The sequence below is a fragment of the Vibrio sp. MEBiC08052 genome, from assembly GCF_001506075.1.
In the GTDB taxonomy this organism is placed as follows: domain Bacteria; phylum Pseudomonadota; class Gammaproteobacteria; order Enterobacterales; family Vibrionaceae; genus Vibrio.
The window spans coordinates 1,018,864-1,039,880 of sequence record NZ_KQ947475.1; the positions used below are offsets into that span (position 1 = coordinate 1,018,864).

Consider the following 21,017-nt stretch of genomic DNA (forward strand, 5'->3'; position numbering starts at 1 on the left):
CCGGAGAGCGACGATGTATCAGACTTTATCGCTGATGAAGCGTTACCAGAATTCGACGAAACCGCAGCGCTGAATGAATCCGATACATCATCACCAGCCGATGCCCCCGTCGTCGAAGAAGATGACGCGCCTGAGGCCGACATCGATGGTGAGCAGGCGATTGAGCCGGAAGCGACGCAAGCCGAAGCAGCAGCGGAGCCGCCGGAGAGCGACGATGTATCAGACTTTATCGCTAATGAAGCACTGCCAGAATTCGATGAAACCACAGCGCTGAATGAATCCGACACATCATCGCCAGATGATGCCCCCGTTGTCGAAGAAGATGACGCGCCTGAGGCCGACATCTATGGTGAGCAGGCGATTGAGCCGGAAGCGACGCAAGCCGAAGCAGCAGCGGAGCCGCCGGAGAGCGACGATGTATCAGACTTTATCGCTGATGAAGCACTGCCAGAATTCGATGAAACCACAGCGCTGAATGAATCCGACACATCACCAGCCGATGCGGGTGATGTACCCGCCACTGGATCAGACGTTGCTCCAGAAACTGACTTAGCCACCAAGTCATCTGATTTTGTCGATGAAGAAATTGGTCTTGATGCGATCCCGAGAACGTCCATTGATGAAGACGCTCTGGGTGCACTATTGGATGAAAACGCTGAGCCAGAGCAGTATGTTTTTGAGCCAAATTTAGATGAAGATCGGATTGCCAGTGCGGGAATGGATTTTGATTCGATGCTGAATATGGGGGGTGAAGATTGGAATGGGTTCAAGCTTTCTCCGGAACAACAAGCGTCGATTCCTGATGAAGTTCCGGAAGAGGAGCTGGATGTTTGGCGAACTGAAAATCAAACACATGAACCTCAGGCGGATTCGGAAGATTGGGAAGTTCAGGACGATTTATTCTATAACGAGTCTGGACAGCAGCGTCATTTAACAATTGATGAACTGATGTCTCAGGTTGAAGGTCATGATCATCCTTTTGAAGAAGTCGATCTCAAACTGGATGTCGGATTAAATGAGTTCCCGGATGTCATCGGGGATATCACTAATGTTGATGTTGATAGTAATGCAGAAGCCGCAGGAAAACTGGATCTTGCCAAGATTTACATCGAAATGAATGATGAAGCAGGAGCAGTGAAGTTGCTGGAAGAAGCGATTGTTGATGGCAATGATGATATTCGTCAGGCCGCAAAACGCTTGATTGACGAGCTGAATCGAAGAAATTAACGGATGAGGTCAGTCGAATGACTCACAAAGTGCCGTACCCTATGGATATGAAAGGTACATCGCTTGTTGTCCATTAGAAATTTTTTCAATTTACGATTATACTGCCGGCCCTGTTTGACAAGAGAAGTAGATGATGAGAATCGCTTTAGGTGTTGAGTATCATGGCGCTCATTATTATGGCTGGCAGCGGCAGCGAGAAGTCCCTAGCGTTCAGGAAGCTTTGGAAAAAGCACTGAGCCAAGTTGCAAACCATCCGATAGAGGTTCAGTGTGCAGGTCGAACTGACGCTGGTGTTCACGGTACCGGGCAAGTTGTCCATTTTGATACCGAGGTACAGCGAAAAACTGCGGCATGGACGATGGGCGTGAATGCGAATTTACCCCAAGACATTGCTGTGAGATGGGCACAGGAAGTTCCGGATTCGTTTCATGCTCGTTTTTCAGCGACAGCGCGGCGTTATCGATACGTGATATACAATGATAATTTGCGGCCTGCTATTTTGTCGGCTGGTGTCAGTCATTATCATGGTGATTTATGTGTTGAAAGGATGCATCGAGCCGGGCAGTTGTTACTGGGAGAAAATGATTTTACCTCTTTCAGAGCCGTACATTGCCAGTCTCGCAGCCCGTGGCGGAATGTCATGCATCTGCAAGTGACTCGTCACAATCGTTATGTTGTGATTGATATTAAAGCGAATGCATTTGTACACCATATGGTCAGAAATATCGCGGGGAGCTTAATTGCTGTCGGCAGAGGTGAGCAAGAGCCCGAATGGATTCAATGGCTATTAGCAGCGAAAGATCGGAAACTGGCTGCCGCAACAGCCAAAGCGGAGGGACTTTATTTGGTTGAAGTCGAGTATCCGCAAGCATTCAATTTACCGGAGCAACCGGTTGGTCCGCTATTTTTACCTGATGCGTTGAACGAATCGCGCTAGTCCGATTCAAATCATAAGATCAGATCGTTGTAACGTCGTTTCACGAAGGTACAACCAGTTTTTTATCAACATACAGAGGTTTATGTGATTTAATCCTTTGGGTGTTTTTATTGTCGAATAATTTTCTCTTGCCGTTGCAAGGGAGAGGAGTAAGGGTCTTCCACATGAGTTGGCTTGAAAAAATTTTAGAGAAAAGCAATATTGTCAGTTCGCGAAAAGCATCGATTCCTGAAGGTGTTTGGACAAAATGTACGTCTTGTGAACAAGTCCTTTATTATGCTGAGCTAGAACGTAATTTAGAAGTTTGTCCAAAGTGTAATCACCATATGCGGATGAGCGCTCGTCGCCGTCTGGAAAAATTTCTTGATGAAAATAATCGTCAAGAAATCGGTGAGATGCTGGAACCGCAGGACAAACTAAAATTCAAAGATTCAAAACGTTATAAAGAGCGACTTGCAGCCGCGCAGAAAACGAGCGGTGAAAAAGATGCTTTGGTCGTCATCAAAGGGGAACTTTACGGTTATCCTCTCGTTGCTTGTGCGTTTGAATTTTCCTTTATGGCGGGGTCAATGGGGTCTGTGGTTGGCGCACGCTTTGTGAAAGCCGTAGAAGCAGCGATCGAGGCCAAGTGTGGTTTGATCTGTTTTTCTGCCAGTGGCGGTGCTCGGATGCAAGAGGCGTTAATGTCTCTGATGCAAATGGCGAAAACCAGTGCAGCACTGGAACGTTTATCCCAAAACGGATTACCGTTTATCTCTGTGATGACTGACCCGACTATGGGGGGTGTTTCTGCGAGTTTGGCGATGCTCGGTGACATTAACATTGGTGAACCGAAAGCGGTTATTGGTTTTGCAGGACGCCGAGTGATTGAGCAGACAGTACGTGAAGACCTTCCTGAAGGATTCCAGCGCAGTGAGTTCCTCCTGGACCACGGTGCAATTGATATGATCGTTGACCGCCGCGAAATGCGCTCTCAGGTTGCAAGCCTGTTGGGTAAGATGATGAATTACCCAGCACAGGCAACAGAATCCGGAAATGATAGCGTTTATGCGGTACCAGAAGCCGAAAAAAAAGAGTAAAGTAGTTTTCCCATATCTCAATACTATGCTTGTTTAATGAGTCAGAACGCTATGCCACAAGCCGCATCTTCGTTATCGATGTGGCTTGATTATTTATCCAGTATCCATCATTCATCCATAGATTTAGGCCTTGATCGCGTTCAGGTCGTGGCTCAGAGAGCCAACCTTTCAAAACCTGCACCAACCGTGATTACGGTTGCCGGCACGAATGGTAAAGGTTCTACCTGTGCGATTCTCGAAGCTATCCTGCTTGCTGCGGGGTACTCGGTAGGTGTCTATAGTTCCCCGCATCTTATTTGTTATAACGAACGTGTCCGGATCAACGGCAAAGTTTTGGCCGATGAAAACCATACGCGCGCATTTGATTTTATCGAAAAACAGCGTGGCACGACGAGCCTGAGCTTTTTTGAGTTCGGGACGCTGGCTGCATTGCGGTTACTGCAAGAAGAGCAAGTTGATGTTGCGATTCTAGAAGTCGGCTTAGGCGGACGGCTAGATGCGACTAATGTCGTTGATCATGATGTTTCGGTCATTACGAGTTTGGCTATCGACCATGTTGATTGGTTGGGGAATGATTTGGGGCAGATCGGATACGAGAAAGCGGGCATTTTTCGGGCCGGTCAGCCAGCTGTGTGTGGTGAACCTCATCCACCGGCGACCGTTGCTGCCTATGCCGATGAAATCGGTGCGGAATTTTTTCAGGTCGGTATTCAATTTGATTATCAGGTTGCAGAAGATGTATGGCATTGGCAGCATGGTGCTTTTGATCTTCGTGATTTACCAATACCGCAATTACCGTTACCCAATGCTGCAACCGCTTTGATGGCGCTTGGGTGTGCTGGGTTAGATATCAGTGATATGGATATCGTTGAGGGATTGAAGCGTGCCACCTTGCCTGGCAGAATGCAGCAGATTAGTCAGCAGCCTGTAATTATGCTTGATGTTGCTCATAATCCACATTCTGCCCACTATCTGGCATCACAAATGAAGCAACGTTTCTTGGATAAGAAAATTCATCTGGTCATCGGCATGTTACATGACAAAGATATTCAGGAAACGATCACCGCTTTATCACCAGTTATTGACTACTGGTATCCGGCTTCTCTGACAGGGCCTCGTGCTGCTTTTGCCAGCGAATTGAATCGCTATATTCCTGTTCCTAGTCAAACCTATGAATCACCCGTTCAGGCTTTTAAAGCTGCGATGACACGAGCAGGTGAAAATGATGCCATTATCGTCGCGGGTTCGTTCCACACGGTTGGAGAAGTTTTGGATTTTTGGAATAAACGAGGAGTGTAAACAGAGATGGCTAGTCGATTCCAAAGTCGTTTAGTTGGAACCGTTGTATTGGTTGCACTTGGTGTCATTATTCTTCCGGATATTCTGGACGGACAAAAATCACACTACAAAGAAGATGTTGCCAGTATTCCACTGAAACCCGATGTTGATCAAGAAACGGAACAGTACCAAATTTTAGAGCCGGAAACCGATCAGATCTCTTTACCAGATTCACCTGTTGCAGTGGACGAAAACGCGAATGCGACGTCATCGAATGATGCTGTTTCTGTCCACGTTCAGGCATCGTCTGAGTCAGATGACTTTCAGAGCAGTGGTTGGATTATTCAGTTGATGGCACTCAAGAATAGCGACAATGCGAAAAAACTCGTGGCAGACTTGCAAAAACGGGGTTATCAGGCACACACCAAACAGGAAAATGGTTATACACGCGTGATTATCGGGCCTGATGTTTCAAAAAGTAAAATGGAAAGACAACTGGCTGAATTGGAAAAAATTACCGGAGCGAAGGGTCAGTTGCTCAAATTTAAACCGTTAAATCCGTAAGAAAACGTTTGCGTCGCTATTTTTTCTGTTAGAATGCGCGCCATCTTAGAATGAGTGAATGTATGAACTGGTTAGATATTGTCATTTTAAGTGTGATTGGCCTGTCAGCACTGATCAGCCTGATTCGCGGTTTTGCGAAAGAGGCATTGTCACTGGGAACTTGGCTGCTTGCATTTTTTATTGCAAGTCACTATTACCCAAAGCTGGCTGTTTATTATACAAATATTCAGGATGACATGTTTCGCAATGGTGCCGCGATTGCAACGTTGTTTATTGCAACATTAATCGTTGGGGCATTGGTGAATTATGTTATTGCTCAGCTTGTACAAAAAACAGGGCTTTCAGGGACTGATCGGGTTCTTGGGGTGGTGTTTGGCGGACTCCGAGGCGTTCTGATCATTGCTGCGGTTCTGTTTTTTATGGATGCGTTTACCGCGTTTCCAAGTTCAAAATGGTGGGAAAACTCACAATTAGTGCCACAATTTCGGTGGATTATTGTGCAGTTTTTCGAACATTTGAAAACATCATCTAGTTTTCTTACCGGCGCGGTATAAATCGGCCGGTATAATGTCGCAAATCGAGGATTAAGACATGTGTGGTATTGTTGGAATTGTTGGTTCAACGCTTGTCAACCAGTCCATCTATGATGCTTTGACCGTGTTGCAGCATCGCGGCCAAGATGCCGCAGGTATTTGTACCATAGATAGCAATCGTTTTCGTCTGCGTAAGGCAAATGGATTGGTTACAGATGTATTTGCTGCAAAGCATATGCAGCGCCTTCAAGGAACGGTTGGCATCGGACATGTCCGTTATCCGACAGCGGGGAGTTCAAGTGCATCCGAGGCGCAGCCTTTTTATGTTAACTCACCGTTTGGTATCACACTGGCTCATAATGGTAATCTCACCAATGCCCAGTCTATCCGGGATAAGCTATTTGAGAAAGATCGTCGCCATGTCAATACAACTTCTGACTCCGAGGTGCTGTTGAATGTTCTGGCGCATGAAATTGATACGGTTAAAGGTAATGTAACCTCGGAAGATGTGTTCAGAGCGGTTGCTAGCGTACACCGTACGATTAAAGGGGCTTATGCTGTCGTTGCGATGATTATCGGGCATGGCATGATCGCGTTCCGAGATCCCAATGGCATCCGTCCACTGTGTTTGGGCAAACGCGATGTTGACGGACGAACTGAGTATATGGTTGCTTCTGAGTCTGTTGCATTGGATGCGGTTGGATTTGAGTTTATGCGGGATGTCGCACCGGGTGAGGCAATTTACGTCACCTTTGAAGGTGAACTCTATACACATCAGTGTGCTGACAATCCTCAGTTGAATCCATGTATTTTTGAATTCGTTTATTTTGCGCGTCCGGACTCTTTCATCGACCAGATCTCTGTCTATAGTGCACGGGTCGAAATGGGCAAAAAACTGGGTGAGCGGATTCAACAGGATTATGCTGAACTCGATATTGATGTTGTGATTCCTATTCCTGAAACCTCTTGTGATATTGCCCTGCAAATCGCACAGGCACTCGATAAGCCGTATCGTCAGGGGTTTGTGAAAAACCGTTATGTTGGCCGGACATTCATCATGCCGGGTCAACAGCAACGTCGTAAATCGGTACGTAGAAAGCTCAATGCTATTCGCTCTGAGTTTAAAGATAAAAATGTTCTGTTGGTGGACGATTCGATTGTTCGCGGTACAACATCAGAACAGATTATCGAAATGGCTCGCGATTCTGGCGCCAGAAAAGTTTATATGGTTTCTGCTGCTCCGGAAATTCGTTTCCCGAATGTTTATGGGATTGATATGCCAAGTGCCAATGAGCTGATTGCTCACGGCCGGGATAATGAATCCATCTGCCGTCAAATCGGTGCGGACGCATTGATTTTCCAGACGATTGAAGATCTCGTCAGTGCAGTTGGTATCGGGAATCCGAATATCAGTCGCTTTGAAACCTCGGTCTTTAACGGTGAGTATGTGACTGGTGACATCGATCAGGACTATCTGGACTATCTGGAAGCGATGAGAAACGATGACGCCAAAGAGCAGAAAGAGATCCAGCAAGAGCTGGCAAGTCTCGAACTCTATAATGAAGAAAACTGAGTTTTTCCGTTGTAACCGTTCAGAATAAAATTCGCTGACATTAAAAAGGCTTCCTCATGGAAGCCTTTTTTATCGATCGATTCGTTATTCACTTGAATTGTTCAGTACCATTAAAGTTGATGAGACAACTACAGAATCATCGCAGCAATCCAGCCGAAGATAATCAGCGGGATATTATAGTGAATAAACGTGGGGACAACGGTTTCCCAGACGTGTTCGTGCTGTCCGTCTGCATTGAGCCCGGATGTCGGGCCGAGTGTCGAATCAGAAGCCGGAGAGCCAGCATCGCCTAATGCTGCGGCGGTGCCAACTAATGCGATTGTTGCCATCGGTGAGAAACCGAAAGCTGCCGCCAGCGGGACATAGATCGTTGCAATAATTGGAATGGTCGAAAATGAAGAGCCGATCCCCATGGTGACTAAGAGCCCGACAACCAGCATCAGCAAGGCTGCCAGTGGCTTATTGTCGCCAATACTATGAGAGAGTGAGGTGACTAACGATTCGACCCCTCCGGTCTGTTTCATTACAGCGGCAAAGCCAGCGGCTGCAATCATAATGAAGCCGATCATTGCCATCATATGAACACCTTTGGTAAAGACATCATGGGTCTCTTTCCAAGCAATAACGCCACCAAAGGTAAACACCATAAAGCCCGTAAGTGCCCCGATAATCATCGAGCCAGTGAACAACTGCACACTCAGGGCGGCAACAATGCCGATAGCTGCCGTCAGAATATATCGGCCATTAATAGTATGTTCCGGATTATGATGAACCACGGTCAATTCAGTTTTACGATATTCTCTGGGTTTGCGATAACTAAAGAAAACCGCAATGAAAAGTCCGACGACCATGCCTGCTCCGGGCAGTAACATCGCGGTTGGAATCTGGCTCGCAGTGACATTGACCAAGCCATTCCCTTGGAGATTTTTCAGCAGAATATCTTTTAAGAAAATTCCTCCGAATCCTATCGGAAGGACCATATAAGGGGTAATAAGACCAAAAGTGAGAATACAGGCAATCAGACGGCGATCTAATTTGAGTTTGGCAAAAACCCCCAATAGTGGCGGAATCAGAATGGGAATAAACGCGATATGGACCGGAATAATATTCTGGGAAGACATGGTGACCAGAATGAGTGCGATCAATACCGCATATTTCAATCCGGTCTGTGTTTCCTGCTGTTCTTTGCCATGAATTTTTCGAATGACCATATGAGCGACTAAATCGGTGAGGCCGGATTTAGAAATGGCAACAGCAAATGCACCGAGCATGGCATAACTAAGTGCAATAGTCGCTCCGCCACCAAGGCCACTTTCAAACGCAGCGACGGATTCGTTCAGACTCATGCCTGAAACGAGCCCGCCAATGATTGCACTAAATGTCAGTGCGACGACAACGTTCACACGAAGCAGTGCAAGTATCAGCATGATACAGACTGAAATAACGACAGGGTTCATACAATTCTCGTGTTGTAGTATTTTGAATTAAGGTTAATTTTCTTCTGATGTGGCATCGGGCAGCGGCCAGCCGCCTAATGCCTGCCATTTATTGACAATCCCACAGAAAAGTTCCGCAGTTTTCTGGGTGTCATAAAGCGCTGAATGTGCTTCTTTATTATCAAATGGAATCCCTGCGGCACGGCAGGCTTTTGCGAGCACTGTTTGCCCATAGGCCAGACCGCTTAAAGTGGCGGTATCAAATGTGGCAAAGGGATGAAAAGGAACTCGTTTGAGATGGCTGCGTTCACTGGCTGCCATGACGAAACGATGATCGAACGTTGCATTATGAGCCACAATGATCGCCCGGCTGCATTCTGCTTCCTTTTGTTCTTTACGCACCTGTTTATAGATTTCTTTCAGGGCTTCCATTTCGCTGATTGCCCCTCGAAGCGGGCTGAATGGGTCATAAATGCCATTGAATTCCAGTGCTTCTTTTTCCAGATTGGCACCTTCGAATGGTTCGATGTGAAAATGGAGCGTGGTTGCCGGCTGAAGCTGTCCTTCATCATCCATCTTGAGTGTGATGGCACAAATCTCAAGGAGCGCATCTGTTTCCGCATTAAAACCGGCTGTCTCGACATCGATGACAACGGGCAGATATCCCCGAAAGCGATTTTTTAAACGCTGTATGTTGTTTACTTCCGTCATTTTGACCATAACCTATATATCAGGGCTCGCATTATTGCAGATTATACGCCTGATAAAAACCGCAGATATTGATTAAAATGTTGAGAGTCATGGATTGCCACGCAAGAGTGGCTAGGTTTTTGCATTTCCTTTCATGTTCCAGCGTGATGTGGCAAGAGGTTGCCACTTCGGTTGTCTGTTCGGGAACCAGATGTTTGAGAGAATAGCATGTCTATAAAGTATGGGTTGATTGCCAGTTTGGGGACGATTTTGAGTCTCTGGGGAAGTGTCGGATATGCGCTGCAAAAGCATTATGTGGCAACGCCCCAACAGTCAAAATGGGAAATGGTGTCTGATACACCGCTTGAATGTCGGCTTGTCCATCCGATCCCGTCTTACGGTAATGCTGAGTTTTCTTCCCGGGCAAGTAAGAAGTTGAATCTCGATTTTGAATTGAAGATGTTACGTCCGATGGGGGAAACCCGAAATGTGTCTCTGGTGTCGATGCCACCGGCATGGCGTCCGGGAGACAAAGCGGAATCTGTCTCGCATTTGAAGTTTTTCAAACAGTTTGATGGTTATATCGGTGGTCAGTTAGCCTGGAATTTACTCAGTGAGCTGGAGAAGGGACGGAATCCGACGTTCAGCTATGAGGAGTGGCAAGATCGGGACCATTTGATTGAGGTCTCATTGTCTTCGGTTTTATTCCTTAGTAAATTCAATGATTTTAGTAACTGTCTCAGTCGTTTGTTGCCGTATAGTTTCGAAGATATTTCGTTTACGATTTTGCATTATGATCGAGATAGTGTGCAGGTGAATAAAGCATCGCAGAAGCGTTTAGCGCAGATTGCTGAATATATTCGCTATAATCAGGATATCGATTTGGTCTTAGTTTCCACTTATACCGATGGTTCGCGTTCAAAGAATGAAAGTCAGAGCCTGTCAGAAAAACGCGCAGAAGTGCTGCGTGACTATTTTAAATCGCTGGGACTACCGGAAAACCGGATTCAGGTAGAAGGGTATGGTAAACGTCGGTCAATTGCCAATGACATGACTCCGATTGGTAAAGAAAAGAACCGCCGCGTGGTGATTTCGTTAGGCCGCACACAAGTATAATTCCCACCATAAAAAAACAGGCAGCTTACTCAGCTGCCTGTTGTATCTTGTCCGTCTCGGTGGCAAGCAGTACAACCAGTCTACTGCGTTGATTAACCTTGAAGACCGGCACTCGCCTGTTTATTCTGAATTAATTCCACCATGTAACCATCCGGGTCTTTGATAAACGCGATATGCGTTGTGCCACCTTTAACGGGGCCCGGTTCGCGAGTGACATCACCACCGGCATCTTTGATCAGCTGACAAGTCTGATAGATATCATCAACACCGATTGCAATATGGCCGTAGGCGTTGCCTAAATCATATTCTTCAACGCCCCAGTTGTAAGTCAGTTCGATGACGGCACCTTCTGACTCATCGCTATAGCCGACAAACGCGAGTGTATATTTGTATTCCGCATTTTCATTTTTACGTAGCAATTTCATTCCCATGATGTCGGTATAAAATTTGATTGAGCGTTCTAAATCTCCGACACGTAACATGGTATGTAAAATTCGATTGTTGGACATTGCTTACTCCTGAAATGACTGGATATTATTTTTGAGTCGCTCATCTGATGACGAGCAGTTGTATCAGTTTAAAGAACATGGCAGATAAGCGCAAATGGCACTGATATGCCGGTCATGATGGGCGCTAAGCATAATGAGTCGAACAGATGAACACGTTGACTCACCGGAAGAGAAACCCGTCGAATTGCGGATCGTCAGCATCCGATAAATGAAATAAAGTCTGTTTAACATGCTCAAGATGTTGCCACATTGCATCTCTTGCTGCTTCGGGCGAACGTCTTTGCAGGGCAAACAGAATTTTCTCATGGTCTTCCAGCCAGGCACTCCGGTAGTTTTCATTGGTAATACGGACATGAAGCTGACGCCACATCGGGCTTTCATCTCGCCGTTGCCAGAGATCCCGGACAATATCGTATAACACACTATTTTGTGAAGCGTGTGCGACGGCCAGATGGAATTGTTCATCGCCATCATAATCGCCATGGCTGGTTTCTAACTGCTTCCGTTCAATATCCAAGGCATCCCGAAGCTTCGAAAAATCATTTTTGGTGAGGTTCATAGCCGCAAAACTGGCAATCTGGCTCTCAATGATCTGACGGGCTTGCAACAGTTCGAATGGTCCGATATCCGAGCGCATTTTCGGTTGGGGTGATGGCGGATTTTGCTGAGTCTGAGTGGATAGGGCGATGACATAGACCCCTGAACCTTTGCGTACTTCCACCAATCCTTGCAGTTCAAGCATGATAATCGCTTCTCTGACTACGGAGCGACTGACCTGCATGGCTTCGGCAATGTCTCTTTCCGGCGGCAAACGATCACCGAGATTAAATTCCCCGGAAAGGATCCGTTGTTGCAGAATCAGGCCGATTTCCTGATAAAGACGTTTCGGGGGTGTCATCGAAGTGTTCATAGAGCCATCTCTTTGATTATTCGGTCTTATCTTTAAACTCACATAGGTCTTCAATAATACAACTACCGCAGCGTGGTTTGCGGGCGACACAGGTATAGCGCCCATGCAGAATCAGCCAGTGGTGAACATCGATTTTGAATTCTCTCGGAACGACTTTCAGTAACTTCTGCTCGACTTCGTCCACATTCTTCCCCGATGCGAATTTGGTTCGGTTGGAAACACGAAAAATATGGGTATCGACGGCAATGGTTGGCCAGCCAAAAGCGGTGTTGAGGACCACATTAGCTGTTTTTCGTCCGACACCGGGCAGTGATTCCAGCGCATCCCGGTCTTCCGGTACTTCCCCTTGATACTTTTCGAGCAGAATCCGACAGGTTTTGATGACGTTTTCAGCTTTAGAATTAAATAAGCCGATGGTTTTGATGTACTCTTTCAGCCCATCCACCCCCAGTGCCAGAATTGCTTGCGGTGTATTGGCAACTGGATATAGCTTATCGGTTGCTTTATTGACGCTCACATCAGTCGCCTGAGCTGAAAGCAGTACAGCAATCAGGAGCTCAAAGGGGGTATTCCAATTCAGTTCAGTTTGTGGGGTGGGATTATTTTCCCGTAGTCGTTCGAGAATTTCGATCCGCTTTTGCTTATTCATGACGCTGTTGCTTCCGGTTGAAATAAGTATGGCTGAGGTGTCATGCCATTGATTCAGTGGTTGTGATTATTGAGTCACTTTCGTGACCCTGGCTCTCTCAATCTGCGGTTTGGCTTGTTTTGGTTGACGAGAAGCCAGATATTTATCAATACAGCTTTTGAGTGCAATCAAAAAACCAACACAGATAAATGCGCCCGGGGGGAGTAGTGCGAGCAAAAAGCTATTGTCCAGATGTAATACGTCTATCCGGAGAACCTTGGCCCACTCTCCCAATAAAAGGTCAGCACCGTTGAACAGTGTCCCGTTGCCGAGGAGTTCTCGAATAGCCCCTAAGACAACCAGTACACTGGTCATGCCCGTTCCCATCCAAAACCCATCCAACGCCGAGGGCAGAACATCATTTTTAGACGCGAATGCTTCAGCGCGACCGATAATAATACAATTGGTGACGATCAGCGGAATAAAAATCCCTAATGACAAGTACAAACCAAATGCAAATGCATTCATCAGCAGTTGTACGCAGGTTACAAGTGCCGCGATGATCATCACGAATACTGGAATTCGGACTTCTTTCGGGACATGGTTTCTGACCAGAGAAACGGTAACATTTGAACTGACCAGTACCGCGAGAGTGGCGATTCCCAGCCCCAGCGCGTTGGTAATTGTTGAAGATACCGCGAGCAGCGGGCATAACCCGAGCAACTGGACTAAGGCGGGGTTATTGTTCCACAAACCGTTTTTCATCAATACTTGTGATTGACTCATGATTGGCCTCCGTGACAATTGTAAGGTTGACGATAAAGCTGCTCTCGGTTTTGATCAACGAATTGTGTGATTTTCTTGACGGCTTTCACCACCGCTCTTGGCGTGATGGTTGCGCCGGTGAACTGATCAAACTGCCCGCCATCTTTACGCACTTTCCACTGTGATTCGTTTTCAGCCGTCACCCGTTGACCGGTAAATGACAGTATCCAGTCGCTGATACGGCGATCAATTCTATCTCCGAGCCCCGGTGTTTCATGGTGAACAAGAACGCGAGTTCCGGTAATCATACCTTGATTATTTACCCCGACAATCAGTTTAATTGCCCCGTTGTAACCATCGGGAGCGATGGTTTCAATCGCTAGCCCCGTTGGCATATTATTTTGCTTGGCGATGTAGGCATGAAGTATCGGTTGTTTTTTTAAATAGGGAATATCCACAACGGTACACGCCCCGGAAAGGACATTGTCGTGAGTCTGGGGTGGAATAACCTGCGCCAAAATGCTGAGGAGTTGTTGTTGCTCCTGTTGTTCAATTCTGTTTTGGGTCAAGTAATGGGTGATCGCAACCACGCCTGTTGATACACAGGCAAAAACTGCGAGGATCACGCCATTTTTTCGTATTGCAGTTAACATCGTGCCCCTCAGTGTCCGTAGGTTCTTGGTTGTGTGTAATAGTCGATCAACGGTACACACATATTGGCGAGAATGACAGCGAAAGCAATCCCGTCAGGATATCCTCCCCAGCTGCGGATAATAAAGATCATCACACCGATAAACGTACCGTAGAACAGGCGGCCTTTGACAGTGGTTGAAGCTGTGACCGGGTCGGTTGCGATAAAGAATGCACCGAGCATCGTGGCTCCGGAAAAAAGATGAATCAATGGCGATGTGGTCGTTTCGACACCAAGCAGTTGGCACAGACTACTGATGACAATTAGTCCGGTGAGATAAGCAACCGGAATATGCCATTGGATCACGCGGACCCGAATCAGTAACAGACCACCGAGCAGATAAGCAAAGTTGACCCATTCCCAGCCAATTCCGGCGATGGTACCGAATTGCTTGTGTGTTAACACCTCAGCCATTGAATGGCCCGTCCGGAACTCGTTTTTGATCGCATCGAGCGGGGTTGCCATGGTGACACCATCGACACTGAGCCGCAGCTGTTGCAGGGAAAGTCCGCGGTCATTAAATCCGCTAAAAATGACTGAAAGGGCGTCAGATAATGAAGTGTTTTCCGCAGACAGCGAGTGTGGAGGAAGCCAACTGGTCATCTGGACAGGAAAAGAGATCAATAATACCACATAGCCAATCATTGCCGGGTTAAACGGATTCTGCCCGAGACCACCATAGAGCTGTTTGGCAATCACAATGGCAAAAATTAAGCCGATGACCATAATCCACCACGGTGCTAGCGGAGGAATCGCAACCGCGAGCAGCCAAGCTGTGACTAATGCACTGTAATCCCTGAGAGCGACAACGGGAGAACGCTGACGTATTTTCATGATCAGGCTTTCCAGTCCGACTGCGACGAGGATACCGAAAATAAGCTGAATGAATGTGCCCCAACCAAAAAAATAGGTTTGTGCGATTAGCCCGGGGCAAGCAGCAATTGCAACCCACTTCATCAAGTCTGAAGTGCTGCGTTTTTGATGCGTGTGCGGAGAACTTGCGATAAAAAATGCCACTACTCTTTTTCCTCCGTATCAGACGCGGATGATGATGGTGATTGTTGCTGCGCTTTTCTGGCTTTAGCGCGGGCAACTGCTGCAGCGACCGCGGCTTTTTTCGGGTCCTGCGGCGGCGTATCGGCGGCTTCGGATGTTGGGGCGTTTGCCGCGGGTGGTGTTTCGTCCGCCTCTCGTGCTGATTGCGGTTGTGCCTGCTGCGCTTTTCTGGCTTTAGCACGGGCAACCGCTGCAGCAACCGCGGCTTTCTGAGAGCCGCCACTGTCTTGCCCTGTTGTCATTGATTGCTCTGTCGCTGCCGAAGTGTCTGGGCTTAGGTCGGCTTCTTTTGCTGCTTTACGTGCCCTGGCTTGACGTTTGCGCTCCTCGCGGAGCTGCATCATTTCACGATTATCCGGCTCATCGGCCCCTGATTGACGGGCTGCTTCTTGTTTCGCTTTGGCTCGGGCGATTGCTGCTGCCACCGCCGGTTTAGCCTCCGATTGCGCCTGTGTATTTTTAGACTTCACCCGTTCAATCGCAGCTGCGACAGCATCCTGCCCGCCATTTTCTTTGACCATAGCCTGACGACGGTTATCGGCAGCTTGTTTGAAGCGATTTTCTCTTTCTTGTTTCTCCCGCTCCATCCGGGCTTTTTTCTCTTCAAAACGAATTCTGGCTCGTTCGGCGGCTTCGGCTTCTTGTCTCCGGGTTCTGATTTCAGCTTTGGCCTGACGATAATATTGGACGAGTGGTATCTCACTCGGGCAGACATAAGCACATGCGCCACACTCGATACAATCTTTGAGGTTAAGCGTCTCGCATTTATCATATTCTTCAGCTTTTGCATGCCATTGGAGTTGCTGAGGCAGCAAAGACGCCGGACAAACATCAGCACACTGACCGCAGCGAATACAGGCTATTTCTTGCCGGGTCGGTGAAATCTCCTTCCGGGTTGGCGCGAGAATGCAGTTGGTGGTTTTGGTGATCGGCACATCGGCATGCGGGAGCGTAAAGCCCATCATTGGCCCGCCCATAATCAGGCGTGGTAACCGCTTATCAGGGTGATAATGGTGAGTTTCCAGCAGATGGCGGATTGGGGTACCTATCAATGCCCAGACGTTACGTGGTTGTTCAAATGTGGCACCTGTCAGCGTTACGAGTCGCTGAATCAGAGGCTCTCCGTGAATAATCGCACGCTGAATCGCATAAACAGAACCAATATTTTGCACCATCAGCCCGATATCGGCCGGCAGCTTGTCTGCCGGAACTTCAAGATTCGTCAGGATCTTGATGAGCTGTTTTTCCCCCCCGGAAGGGTATTTGGTCGGGATGACTCGAATCACGATATTTTTGTCGGTTGCCGCGGTTTCCAGTGCGCGAATTGCTTCCGGTTTATTGTCTTCGACACCGATAATAATGAGTTTCGGGGACAAAATGTGGGCGAGGATGTCTATCCCCTGAATAATTTCCCGGGCATAGTGCTGCATCAGCACATCATCTGCGGTGATGTAAGGTTCACATTCAGCAGCATTAATGATTAAGATTTCCGTTCGGGCCAGCCCTGAAAGTATTTTTTTTGCGGTCGGGAAACCTGCGCCTCCCATACCAGAAATTCCGGCTTGACGAATCATATCAATCAAGGCTTCCGGAGCGTGTAAATGATAATCAGGATAAGCAGTGTGTTGGCACCATGTTTCTTGACCGTCCGGTCGGATGACGACCGCGAGCTCCGGTAAACCCGAAGGGTGAGCGGTTGTCCGTGGCTCGATCGCAGTGACGATGCCGGACGTCGGAGCGTGAACAGGCAGATGAAAAACGGACATCGATTGAGTCAGCGATTGCCCTTTTAAGACAGAATCACCGACAGATACCAGTAAGTCTCCCGGTTTACCGATATGCTGCTTCAGCGGAAGCACCAACTCTTCCGGGAGCGTTGCAACTGCCGGTGACGTTTGATTAGATTGATGTTTATTTTCCGGTGGATGGACACCTCCCGGAAAATCCCATAATCGGCCTGATTTAATTTGTTCGATTAATGACAGCATATCAGTCTCTAGTTGTGATTATGGTTAGATAAAGAAGCGTCTTTGATGGTGTTTGTTTCGGTCACATTGACGACTGGAATTGCGTTCATTTGCCATTTCCATGTTTCAGGTGTTGGTTGAACAGGGATCATTTCAATACAATCTGTCGGGCAAGGTGCCACACAAAGATCGCAGCCCGTACATTCGTCTTTAATGACGGTATGGACTGCTTTGGTACCACCGACAATCGCATCCACGGGACAGGCTTGAATACATTTGGTACAGCCGATGCACATATCTTCGTGAATAAAAGCAACCCGTTTGACCGCATCGCTCAGATCGTGGGCAGGTTCAGGAACATCCACGCCCATCAAATCAGCCAACTTTTCAATCGTTGCCTGACCTCCGGGAGGGCATTTATTGATGTCATCGCCGCTGGCTATTGCTTCTGCGTAAGGGCGACAACCCGGATACCCACATTGACCGCATTGGGTTTGCGGTAGAATCGAATCAATTTGTTCAACGATCGGATCGCTTTCAACTTTAAAGCGGATCGATGCATAACCGAGAATTGCGCCAAAAATTGCAGCGAGCACAGCCAGTGCAATCATGGCAATGAGAATGACGTTCATTACAGTTTAACCAATCCAGTAAAGCCCATGAAAGCAAGCGACATCAGTCCTGCGGTAATCATCGCGATGGACGCCCCTTTAAATGGCGTTGGAACATCAGAAACATTGATTCGCTCACGCATTGATGCGAACAGAATCAATACCAAAGAAAAGCCGACCGCTGCGCCGAATCCATAAATGACCGACTCGATAAAGTTGTGATTTTCGTTGATGTTGAGCAAGGCAACGCCCAGTACAGCGCAGTTCGTCGTAATTAAAGGTAAAAAGATGCCTAACAGACGATAAAGTGTCGGGCTGGTTTTATGCACAACTAATTCCGTGAACTGAACGACCACTGCAATCACCAGAATGAAACTCATTGTGCGTAAGTAGTCGATACCCAGTGGTGTGAGAATGTAACTTTCAACCAGATAGGAACAAACCGACGCCAGAGTCAACACAAAGGTCGTTGCCAAGCCCATGCCGATCGCCGTTTCCAGTTTTTTTGACACGCCCATAAACGGGCATAAGCCCAAGAATTTAACCAGTACGAAGTTATTTACCAGTACAGTGCCGATTAGCAACAAAAGGTATTCGGTCATAATTTGCCGCTTGTGATTTCAATGATCCTCCTATTATCCAGTTTTATATACGGAATAACAACCAAGGAAGTTTATGGTTTTTCCGATGCCCCGGCCTTTTGTCATTGCGTCGTACTTTCAATCGCGGGTTTTGTTTCCGGAACTGGCGTTCATGAGGGATAAGCATTATGGGGAGAGGACTGTTCAAAAAAGCGCTGGGCTGTTAACGGGGATATTTCGACCGCTTTCGGTTACGCCGGGCAAATATGTCGAGTTGCAGCACAAAGTCATGATGTGCCGTTACCCGTCGCAGGATGAGATTACGACAGTTCAGCTTTGCGGTGTAACGCTTTTCACTGAACTGTCGGTTGGATGTTTACACGATTTTAGGCTGACCATCAGATGCGGTGGCACCACCGTCTACCGGTAGGTTCACACCGTTAATGAAAGAGGCGTCGTCGCTCGCTAGAAAAGCGACCACAGATGCAATTTCTTCCGGCTCTGCAGCACGACCCAACGCAATTCGCTCATTGAATTTGTCGCGGATGTCCTGCTCCCAGCCGTTGGTCATGTTGGTTTTCACCAGGCTAGGGCAGACGGCATTGATGCGCACACCATCAGCACCGTGATCCAGTGCCATTGCTCGGGTCAGGTTTACGACTGCCCCTTTGCTGGCACAGTAGAATGCAGCACCCCAGTCACCGCCTAAGCCGGAAACGGAGGCCGTATTAATCATGCTGCCTTTGGTTTTCAGCAATTCAGGCAAGGCAAATTTAGCGCAATAAACCACACCGTCAATATTGACTGAAGAAATCTTTTTCCAATCATCGACACTGCCTTCAATGACGGACCCCGGAACATGCACGCCGGCATTGTTAACCAGAATATCCAGTTTTCCGAAACGAGCGACGACGCTGGCAATCAGCGCTTCCACTTTGTCTGGGTCGGACACATCAATGGTGTGAGCTGAGACGCGTTGCTTATCAAAATCTTCAATCGCTTTAGCAAGCTGTTCTTCATTCCAGTCCGCTAAGGCAATGTTTACCCCTTCAGCGTAGAGTCTTTTGGCGATAGCCAGACCAATTCCATTTGCGGCACCAGTGACTAAAGCAACTTTGTTGTGTAAACCTCTCATACGAGTTCTCCTTCAAGATTTTGAATAAAAATGGGATCCTGATTCGTTGCTGTGCGTGGCAGCATCAGTTTGTAGTTGTCGCTGTAATCGACAGGGATAGCCACGACTGACGGGCCTTCAACGTCCATGGCTTTTTTCAGGGTATCCGCCAGTTCATATTGACTGGTCACAGCAAACCCTTTGGCACCGAATGATTCGGCATATGCTTTGAAATCGATCGGGCCGAATTTCACGCCAGAGAAGCGCTGATATTTTTTCAGCTCCTGCATTTCAACCATATTGTAGGCGTTGTCAACCCATATAATATGAAGGATATTGCATTTCAGTCTGACGGCAGTTTCCAGCTCCATGCTCGATTGCATGAAACCGCCGTCTCCGGAAACGGAAACGACTTTACTGCCGGGTTTCAGCAGGCTGGCGCCAATCGCCCATGGCAGTGCGACGCCCATGGTTTGTTGTCCGTTGGAGACGAGCATCTGACGAGCGCGGAAGCAGCTCAGGTAGCGGGCAATCCAGATATGGAAACTGCCCATGTCGAGACAGAGTGTCGTGTCCGGCGCAATGATCGATTGCATCGTTTTGATCAGTGTCAGTGGATGGAAGCCCTGTCGGCTGTATACATTCGGATAGGTTCTGATGATCTGGCGTTGCTGAGCGACCTCTTCCAAGACTGACATTGCCATAGGAGAGAGGCGAGAATAGGCAGAGATACGATGACTCATTTGATCCAATGATTGGGCAATGTCGCCGACGATTTCCACACACGGTTGGTAGTTGAGCTGATACTCGGCCGGTTCAATGTCAAGATGAATCACCGGACAGCGTTGACTGTTCCATAACTCGGGATCATATTCTATGGGACTAAAACCGATGGTGAGGATCAAATCCGCATCGCGTAGCAGGACATCACCGGGCTGATTGTTGAACAAACCGACCCGACCGGCAAAGTTGTGGTAGTAGTTGATATCAACGGTTCCCGCTGCCTGATAGGTTCCGACAACCGGTAAATGCGTTTTTTGCAGAAAGCGGGTAATCGCAGCTGCGTTTTCGCTACGGCTGGCATGCAGGCCGAGCAAAACCACACAGCGTTGGGCAGCGTCAATTCGGTACACGGCTTCTTCAAGCGCAGTCATGTCGGCACAACCGGATTGAATGCGCCCAGAAGGGACAATAATGTCAGTCTGAGTCTGTTCGGACAAAACATCCTGAGGTAGGCTGAGGAAACAAGCCCCCGGACGGCCTGACTCGGCAATGCGGAATGCGTTGGCTATGATTTCACTGGTAGCGTCTACATGTTGGACTTCGGCACTGAATTTAGTGATAGAACGAAAAATACTGACCGTATCCATACTTTGGTGGGTTTGCTTCTGCTGGTCAGCTCGTTTGACCGCCCCACCGATGGCAATCAATGGATCGCCCTCTGAATTTGCGGTGGCGACACCGGATACCAGGTTGCCACAGCCGGGACCGGAGGTGGCCATAGTGACACCGGCTTTGCCGGTTAGCCGACCGACGACACCGGCCATAAAGGCACCGTTGGCTTCGTGACGTACCGGAATCATCTGAATACGGGTGTCTTCAATTGCATCAAACAACCGATCGATTTTGGCTCCGGGGATCCCGAAAATATATTTGACACCGAGGGACTCCAGTTGCTGAGCAATCAACTGAGCCCCGTTTTTGTTTGAAGATTTGAATTGCATTTTTTTATCCTTATTATTTTGCCTGACA

The 21,017-nt window shown here is 47.8% G+C and carries 19 protein-coding genes and 2 pseudogenes; 8 read left to right on the forward strand and 13 right to left on the reverse strand.

Translation table 11 applies throughout. The features are described from left to right. The 7 genes from VRK_RS21195 to purF form a co-directional block, all read left to right on the forward strand. On the forward strand, positions 1-1,227 hold a 1,227-nt coding region (locus VRK_RS21195), incomplete at its 5' end, for a FimV/HubP family polar landmark protein (RefSeq protein WP_331456281.1). Between the two features lie 133 nt (positions 1,228-1,360). Continuing rightward, positions 1,361-2,164 (forward strand): tRNA pseudouridine(38-40) synthase TruA, encoded by an 804-nt coding sequence (gene truA, locus VRK_RS04610; protein WP_059122645.1) that lies wholly within the window; start codon positions 1,361-1,363, stop codon positions 2,162-2,164. 164 nt (positions 2,165-2,328) lie between these two features. Continuing rightward, positions 2,329-3,243 carry an acetyl-CoA carboxylase, carboxyltransferase subunit beta gene (gene accD, locus VRK_RS04615; RefSeq protein ID WP_059120302.1) on the forward strand — a complete coding sequence of 305 codons (915 nt, stop codon included), beginning with the start codon at positions 2,329-2,331 and terminating at the stop codon, positions 3,241-3,243. A 36-nt stretch (positions 3,244-3,279) separates the two neighbouring features. Continuing rightward, positions 3,280-4,542, forward strand: a complete 1,263-nt coding sequence (gene folC, locus VRK_RS04620; protein ID WP_059120303.1) for a bifunctional tetrahydrofolate synthase/dihydrofolate synthase — start codon at positions 3,280-3,282, stop codon at positions 4,540-4,542. Between the two features lie 6 nt (positions 4,543-4,548). Continuing rightward, positions 4,549-5,085, forward strand: coding sequence for an SPOR domain-containing protein (locus VRK_RS04625; protein ID WP_059120304.1), 537 nt, complete (start codon positions 4,549-4,551; stop codon positions 5,083-5,085). Between the two features lie 62 nt (positions 5,086-5,147). Then, on the forward strand, positions 5,148-5,639 hold the full coding sequence (locus tag VRK_RS04630) for a CvpA family protein (RefSeq protein ID WP_059120305.1): 492 nt from the start codon (positions 5,148-5,150) through the stop codon (positions 5,637-5,639). A gap of 37 nt (positions 5,640-5,676) precedes the next feature. Next, the gene (gene purF, locus VRK_RS04635) at positions 5,677-7,191 is read left to right on the forward strand and encodes an amidophosphoribosyltransferase (RefSeq protein WP_059120306.1); all 1,515 of its coding nucleotides are present in this window, start codon (positions 5,677-5,679) and stop codon (positions 7,189-7,191) included. Between the two features lie 128 nt (positions 7,192-7,319). Here purF and VRK_RS04640 read toward each other — a convergent pair whose 3' ends face one another. Continuing rightward, positions 7,320-8,648: a Na+/H+ antiporter family protein gene (locus VRK_RS04640; protein WP_059120307.1), complete on the reverse strand. Its 1,329-nt coding sequence runs from the start codon at positions 8,646-8,648 to the stop codon at positions 7,320-7,322. Between the two features lie 33 nt (positions 8,649-8,681). After that, positions 8,682-9,338 (reverse strand): ribonuclease T, encoded by a 657-nt coding sequence (rnt, locus tag VRK_RS04645; RefSeq protein ID WP_059122646.1) that lies wholly within the window; start codon positions 9,336-9,338, stop codon positions 8,682-8,684. A gap of 276 nt (positions 9,339-9,614) precedes the next feature. Between rnt and motY the strand changes: the two are divergent. Beyond that, a pseudogene (motY, locus tag VRK_RS04650) lies at positions 9,615-10,433 on the forward strand (flagellar protein MotY); the annotation flags it as partial. A gap of 92 nt (positions 10,434-10,525) precedes the next feature. On the opposite strand, the gene gloA reads toward motY, so the two are convergent. The 11 genes and pseudogenes from gloA to alsS form a co-directional block, all read right to left on the reverse strand. Beyond that, positions 10,526-10,942, reverse strand: coding sequence for a lactoylglutathione lyase (gene gloA / locus VRK_RS04655; protein WP_059120308.1), 417 nt, complete (start codon positions 10,940-10,942; stop codon positions 10,526-10,528). Between the two features lie 160 nt (positions 10,943-11,102). Further along, positions 11,103-11,852: an FCD domain-containing protein gene (locus VRK_RS04660; protein WP_059120309.1), complete on the reverse strand. Its 750-nt coding sequence runs from the start codon at positions 11,850-11,852 to the stop codon at positions 11,103-11,105. 16 nt (positions 11,853-11,868) lie between these two features. Continuing rightward, positions 11,869-12,501: an endonuclease III gene (nth, locus tag VRK_RS04665; protein WP_059120310.1), complete on the reverse strand. Its 633-nt coding sequence runs from the start codon at positions 12,499-12,501 to the stop codon at positions 11,869-11,871. A 66-nt stretch (positions 12,502-12,567) separates the two neighbouring features. Next, positions 12,568-13,266 (reverse strand): electron transport complex subunit E, encoded by a 699-nt coding sequence (locus VRK_RS04670; RefSeq protein WP_059120311.1) that lies wholly within the window; start codon positions 13,264-13,266, stop codon positions 12,568-12,570. After that, a complete protein-coding gene (rsxG, locus tag VRK_RS04675) occupies positions 13,263-13,898 on the reverse strand; it encodes an electron transport complex subunit RsxG (protein ID WP_059120312.1) in 636 nt (211 codons plus the stop codon). The genes VRK_RS04670 and rsxG overlap by 4 nt, the downstream gene beginning before the upstream one ends. 8 nt (positions 13,899-13,906) lie before the next feature. Beyond that, on the reverse strand, positions 13,907-14,953 hold the full coding sequence (rsxD, locus tag VRK_RS04680) for an electron transport complex subunit RsxD (RefSeq protein WP_059120313.1): 1,047 nt from the start codon (positions 14,951-14,953) through the stop codon (positions 13,907-13,909). Between the two features lie 11 nt (positions 14,954-14,964). Further along, a pseudogene (gene rsxC, locus VRK_RS04685) lies at positions 14,965-16,980 on the reverse strand (electron transport complex subunit RsxC); the annotation flags it as partial. A gap of 8 nt (positions 16,981-16,988) precedes the next feature. Next, positions 16,989-17,591: an electron transport complex subunit RsxB gene (rsxB, locus tag VRK_RS04690; RefSeq protein WP_059120314.1), complete on the reverse strand. Its 603-nt coding sequence runs from the start codon at positions 17,589-17,591 to the stop codon at positions 16,989-16,991. Next, positions 17,591-18,172 (reverse strand): electron transport complex subunit RsxA, encoded by a 582-nt coding sequence (gene rsxA, locus VRK_RS04695; RefSeq protein ID WP_038181867.1) that lies wholly within the window; start codon positions 18,170-18,172, stop codon positions 17,591-17,593. The genes rsxB and rsxA overlap by 1 nt, the downstream gene beginning before the upstream one ends. Before the next feature lie 355 nt (positions 18,173-18,527). Further along, positions 18,528-19,286 (reverse strand): meso-2,3-butanediol dehydrogenase, encoded by a 759-nt coding sequence (locus tag VRK_RS04700; RefSeq protein WP_059120315.1) that lies wholly within the window; start codon positions 19,284-19,286, stop codon positions 18,528-18,530. Then, positions 19,283-20,989, reverse strand: coding sequence for an acetolactate synthase AlsS (gene alsS, locus VRK_RS04705; protein ID WP_059120316.1), 1,707 nt, complete (start codon positions 20,987-20,989; stop codon positions 19,283-19,285). Before alsS ends, VRK_RS04700 begins: the two co-directional genes overlap by 4 nt. Positions 20,990-21,017 lie beyond the last annotated feature (28 nt).

Bases quoted from the DNA above. Each gene is read 5' to 3' on its own strand.
- VRK_RS04640 (WP_059120307.1), bottom strand. From the start codon at position 8,648: ATGAACCCTGTCGTTATTTCAGTCTGTATCATGCTGATACTTGCACTG.
- alsS (WP_059120316.1), bottom strand. From the start codon at position 20,989: ATGCAATTCAAATCTTCAAACAAAAACGGGGCTCAGTTGATTGCTCAG.
- rnt (WP_059122646.1), bottom strand. From the start codon at position 9,338: ATGACGGAAGTAAACAACATACAGCGTTTAAAAAATCGCTTTCGGGGA.
- rsxA (WP_038181867.1), bottom strand. From the start codon at position 18,172: ATGACCGAATACCTTTTGTTGCTAATCGGCACTGTACTGGTAAATAAC.
- VRK_RS04670 (WP_059120311.1), bottom strand. From the start codon at position 13,266: ATGAGTCAATCACAAGTATTGATGAAAAACGGTTTGTGGAACAATAAC.
- accD (WP_059120302.1), top strand. From the start codon at position 2,329: ATGAGTTGGCTTGAAAAAATTTTAGAGAAAAGCAATATTGTCAGTTCG.
- VRK_RS04700 (WP_059120315.1), bottom strand. From the start codon at position 19,286: ATGAGAGGTTTACACAACAAAGTTGCTTTAGTCACTGGTGCCGCAAAT.
- VRK_RS04660 (WP_059120309.1), bottom strand. From the start codon at position 11,852: ATGAACACTTCGATGACACCCCCGAAACGTCTTTATCAGGAAATCGGC.
- folC (WP_059120303.1), top strand. From the start codon at position 3,280: ATGAGTCAGAACGCTATGCCACAAGCCGCATCTTCGTTATCGATGTGG.
- purF (WP_059120306.1), top strand. From the start codon at position 5,677: ATGTGTGGTATTGTTGGAATTGTTGGTTCAACGCTTGTCAACCAGTCC.
- gloA (WP_059120308.1), bottom strand. From the start codon at position 10,942: ATGTCCAACAATCGAATTTTACATACCATGTTACGTGTCGGAGATTTA.
- rsxB (WP_059120314.1), bottom strand. From the start codon at position 17,591: ATGAACGTCATTCTCATTGCCATGATTGCACTGGCTGTGCTCGCTGCA.
- VRK_RS04630 (WP_059120305.1), top strand. From the start codon at position 5,148: ATGAACTGGTTAGATATTGTCATTTTAAGTGTGATTGGCCTGTCAGCA.
- rsxG (WP_059120312.1), bottom strand. From the start codon at position 13,898: ATGTTAACTGCAATACGAAAAAATGGCGTGATCCTCGCAGTTTTTGCC.
- VRK_RS04625 (WP_059120304.1), top strand. From the start codon at position 4,549: ATGGCTAGTCGATTCCAAAGTCGTTTAGTTGGAACCGTTGTATTGGTT.
- truA (WP_059122645.1), top strand. From the start codon at position 1,361: ATGAGAATCGCTTTAGGTGTTGAGTATCATGGCGCTCATTATTATGGC.
- nth (WP_059120310.1), bottom strand. From the start codon at position 12,501: ATGAATAAGCAAAAGCGGATCGAAATTCTCGAACGACTACGGGAAAAT.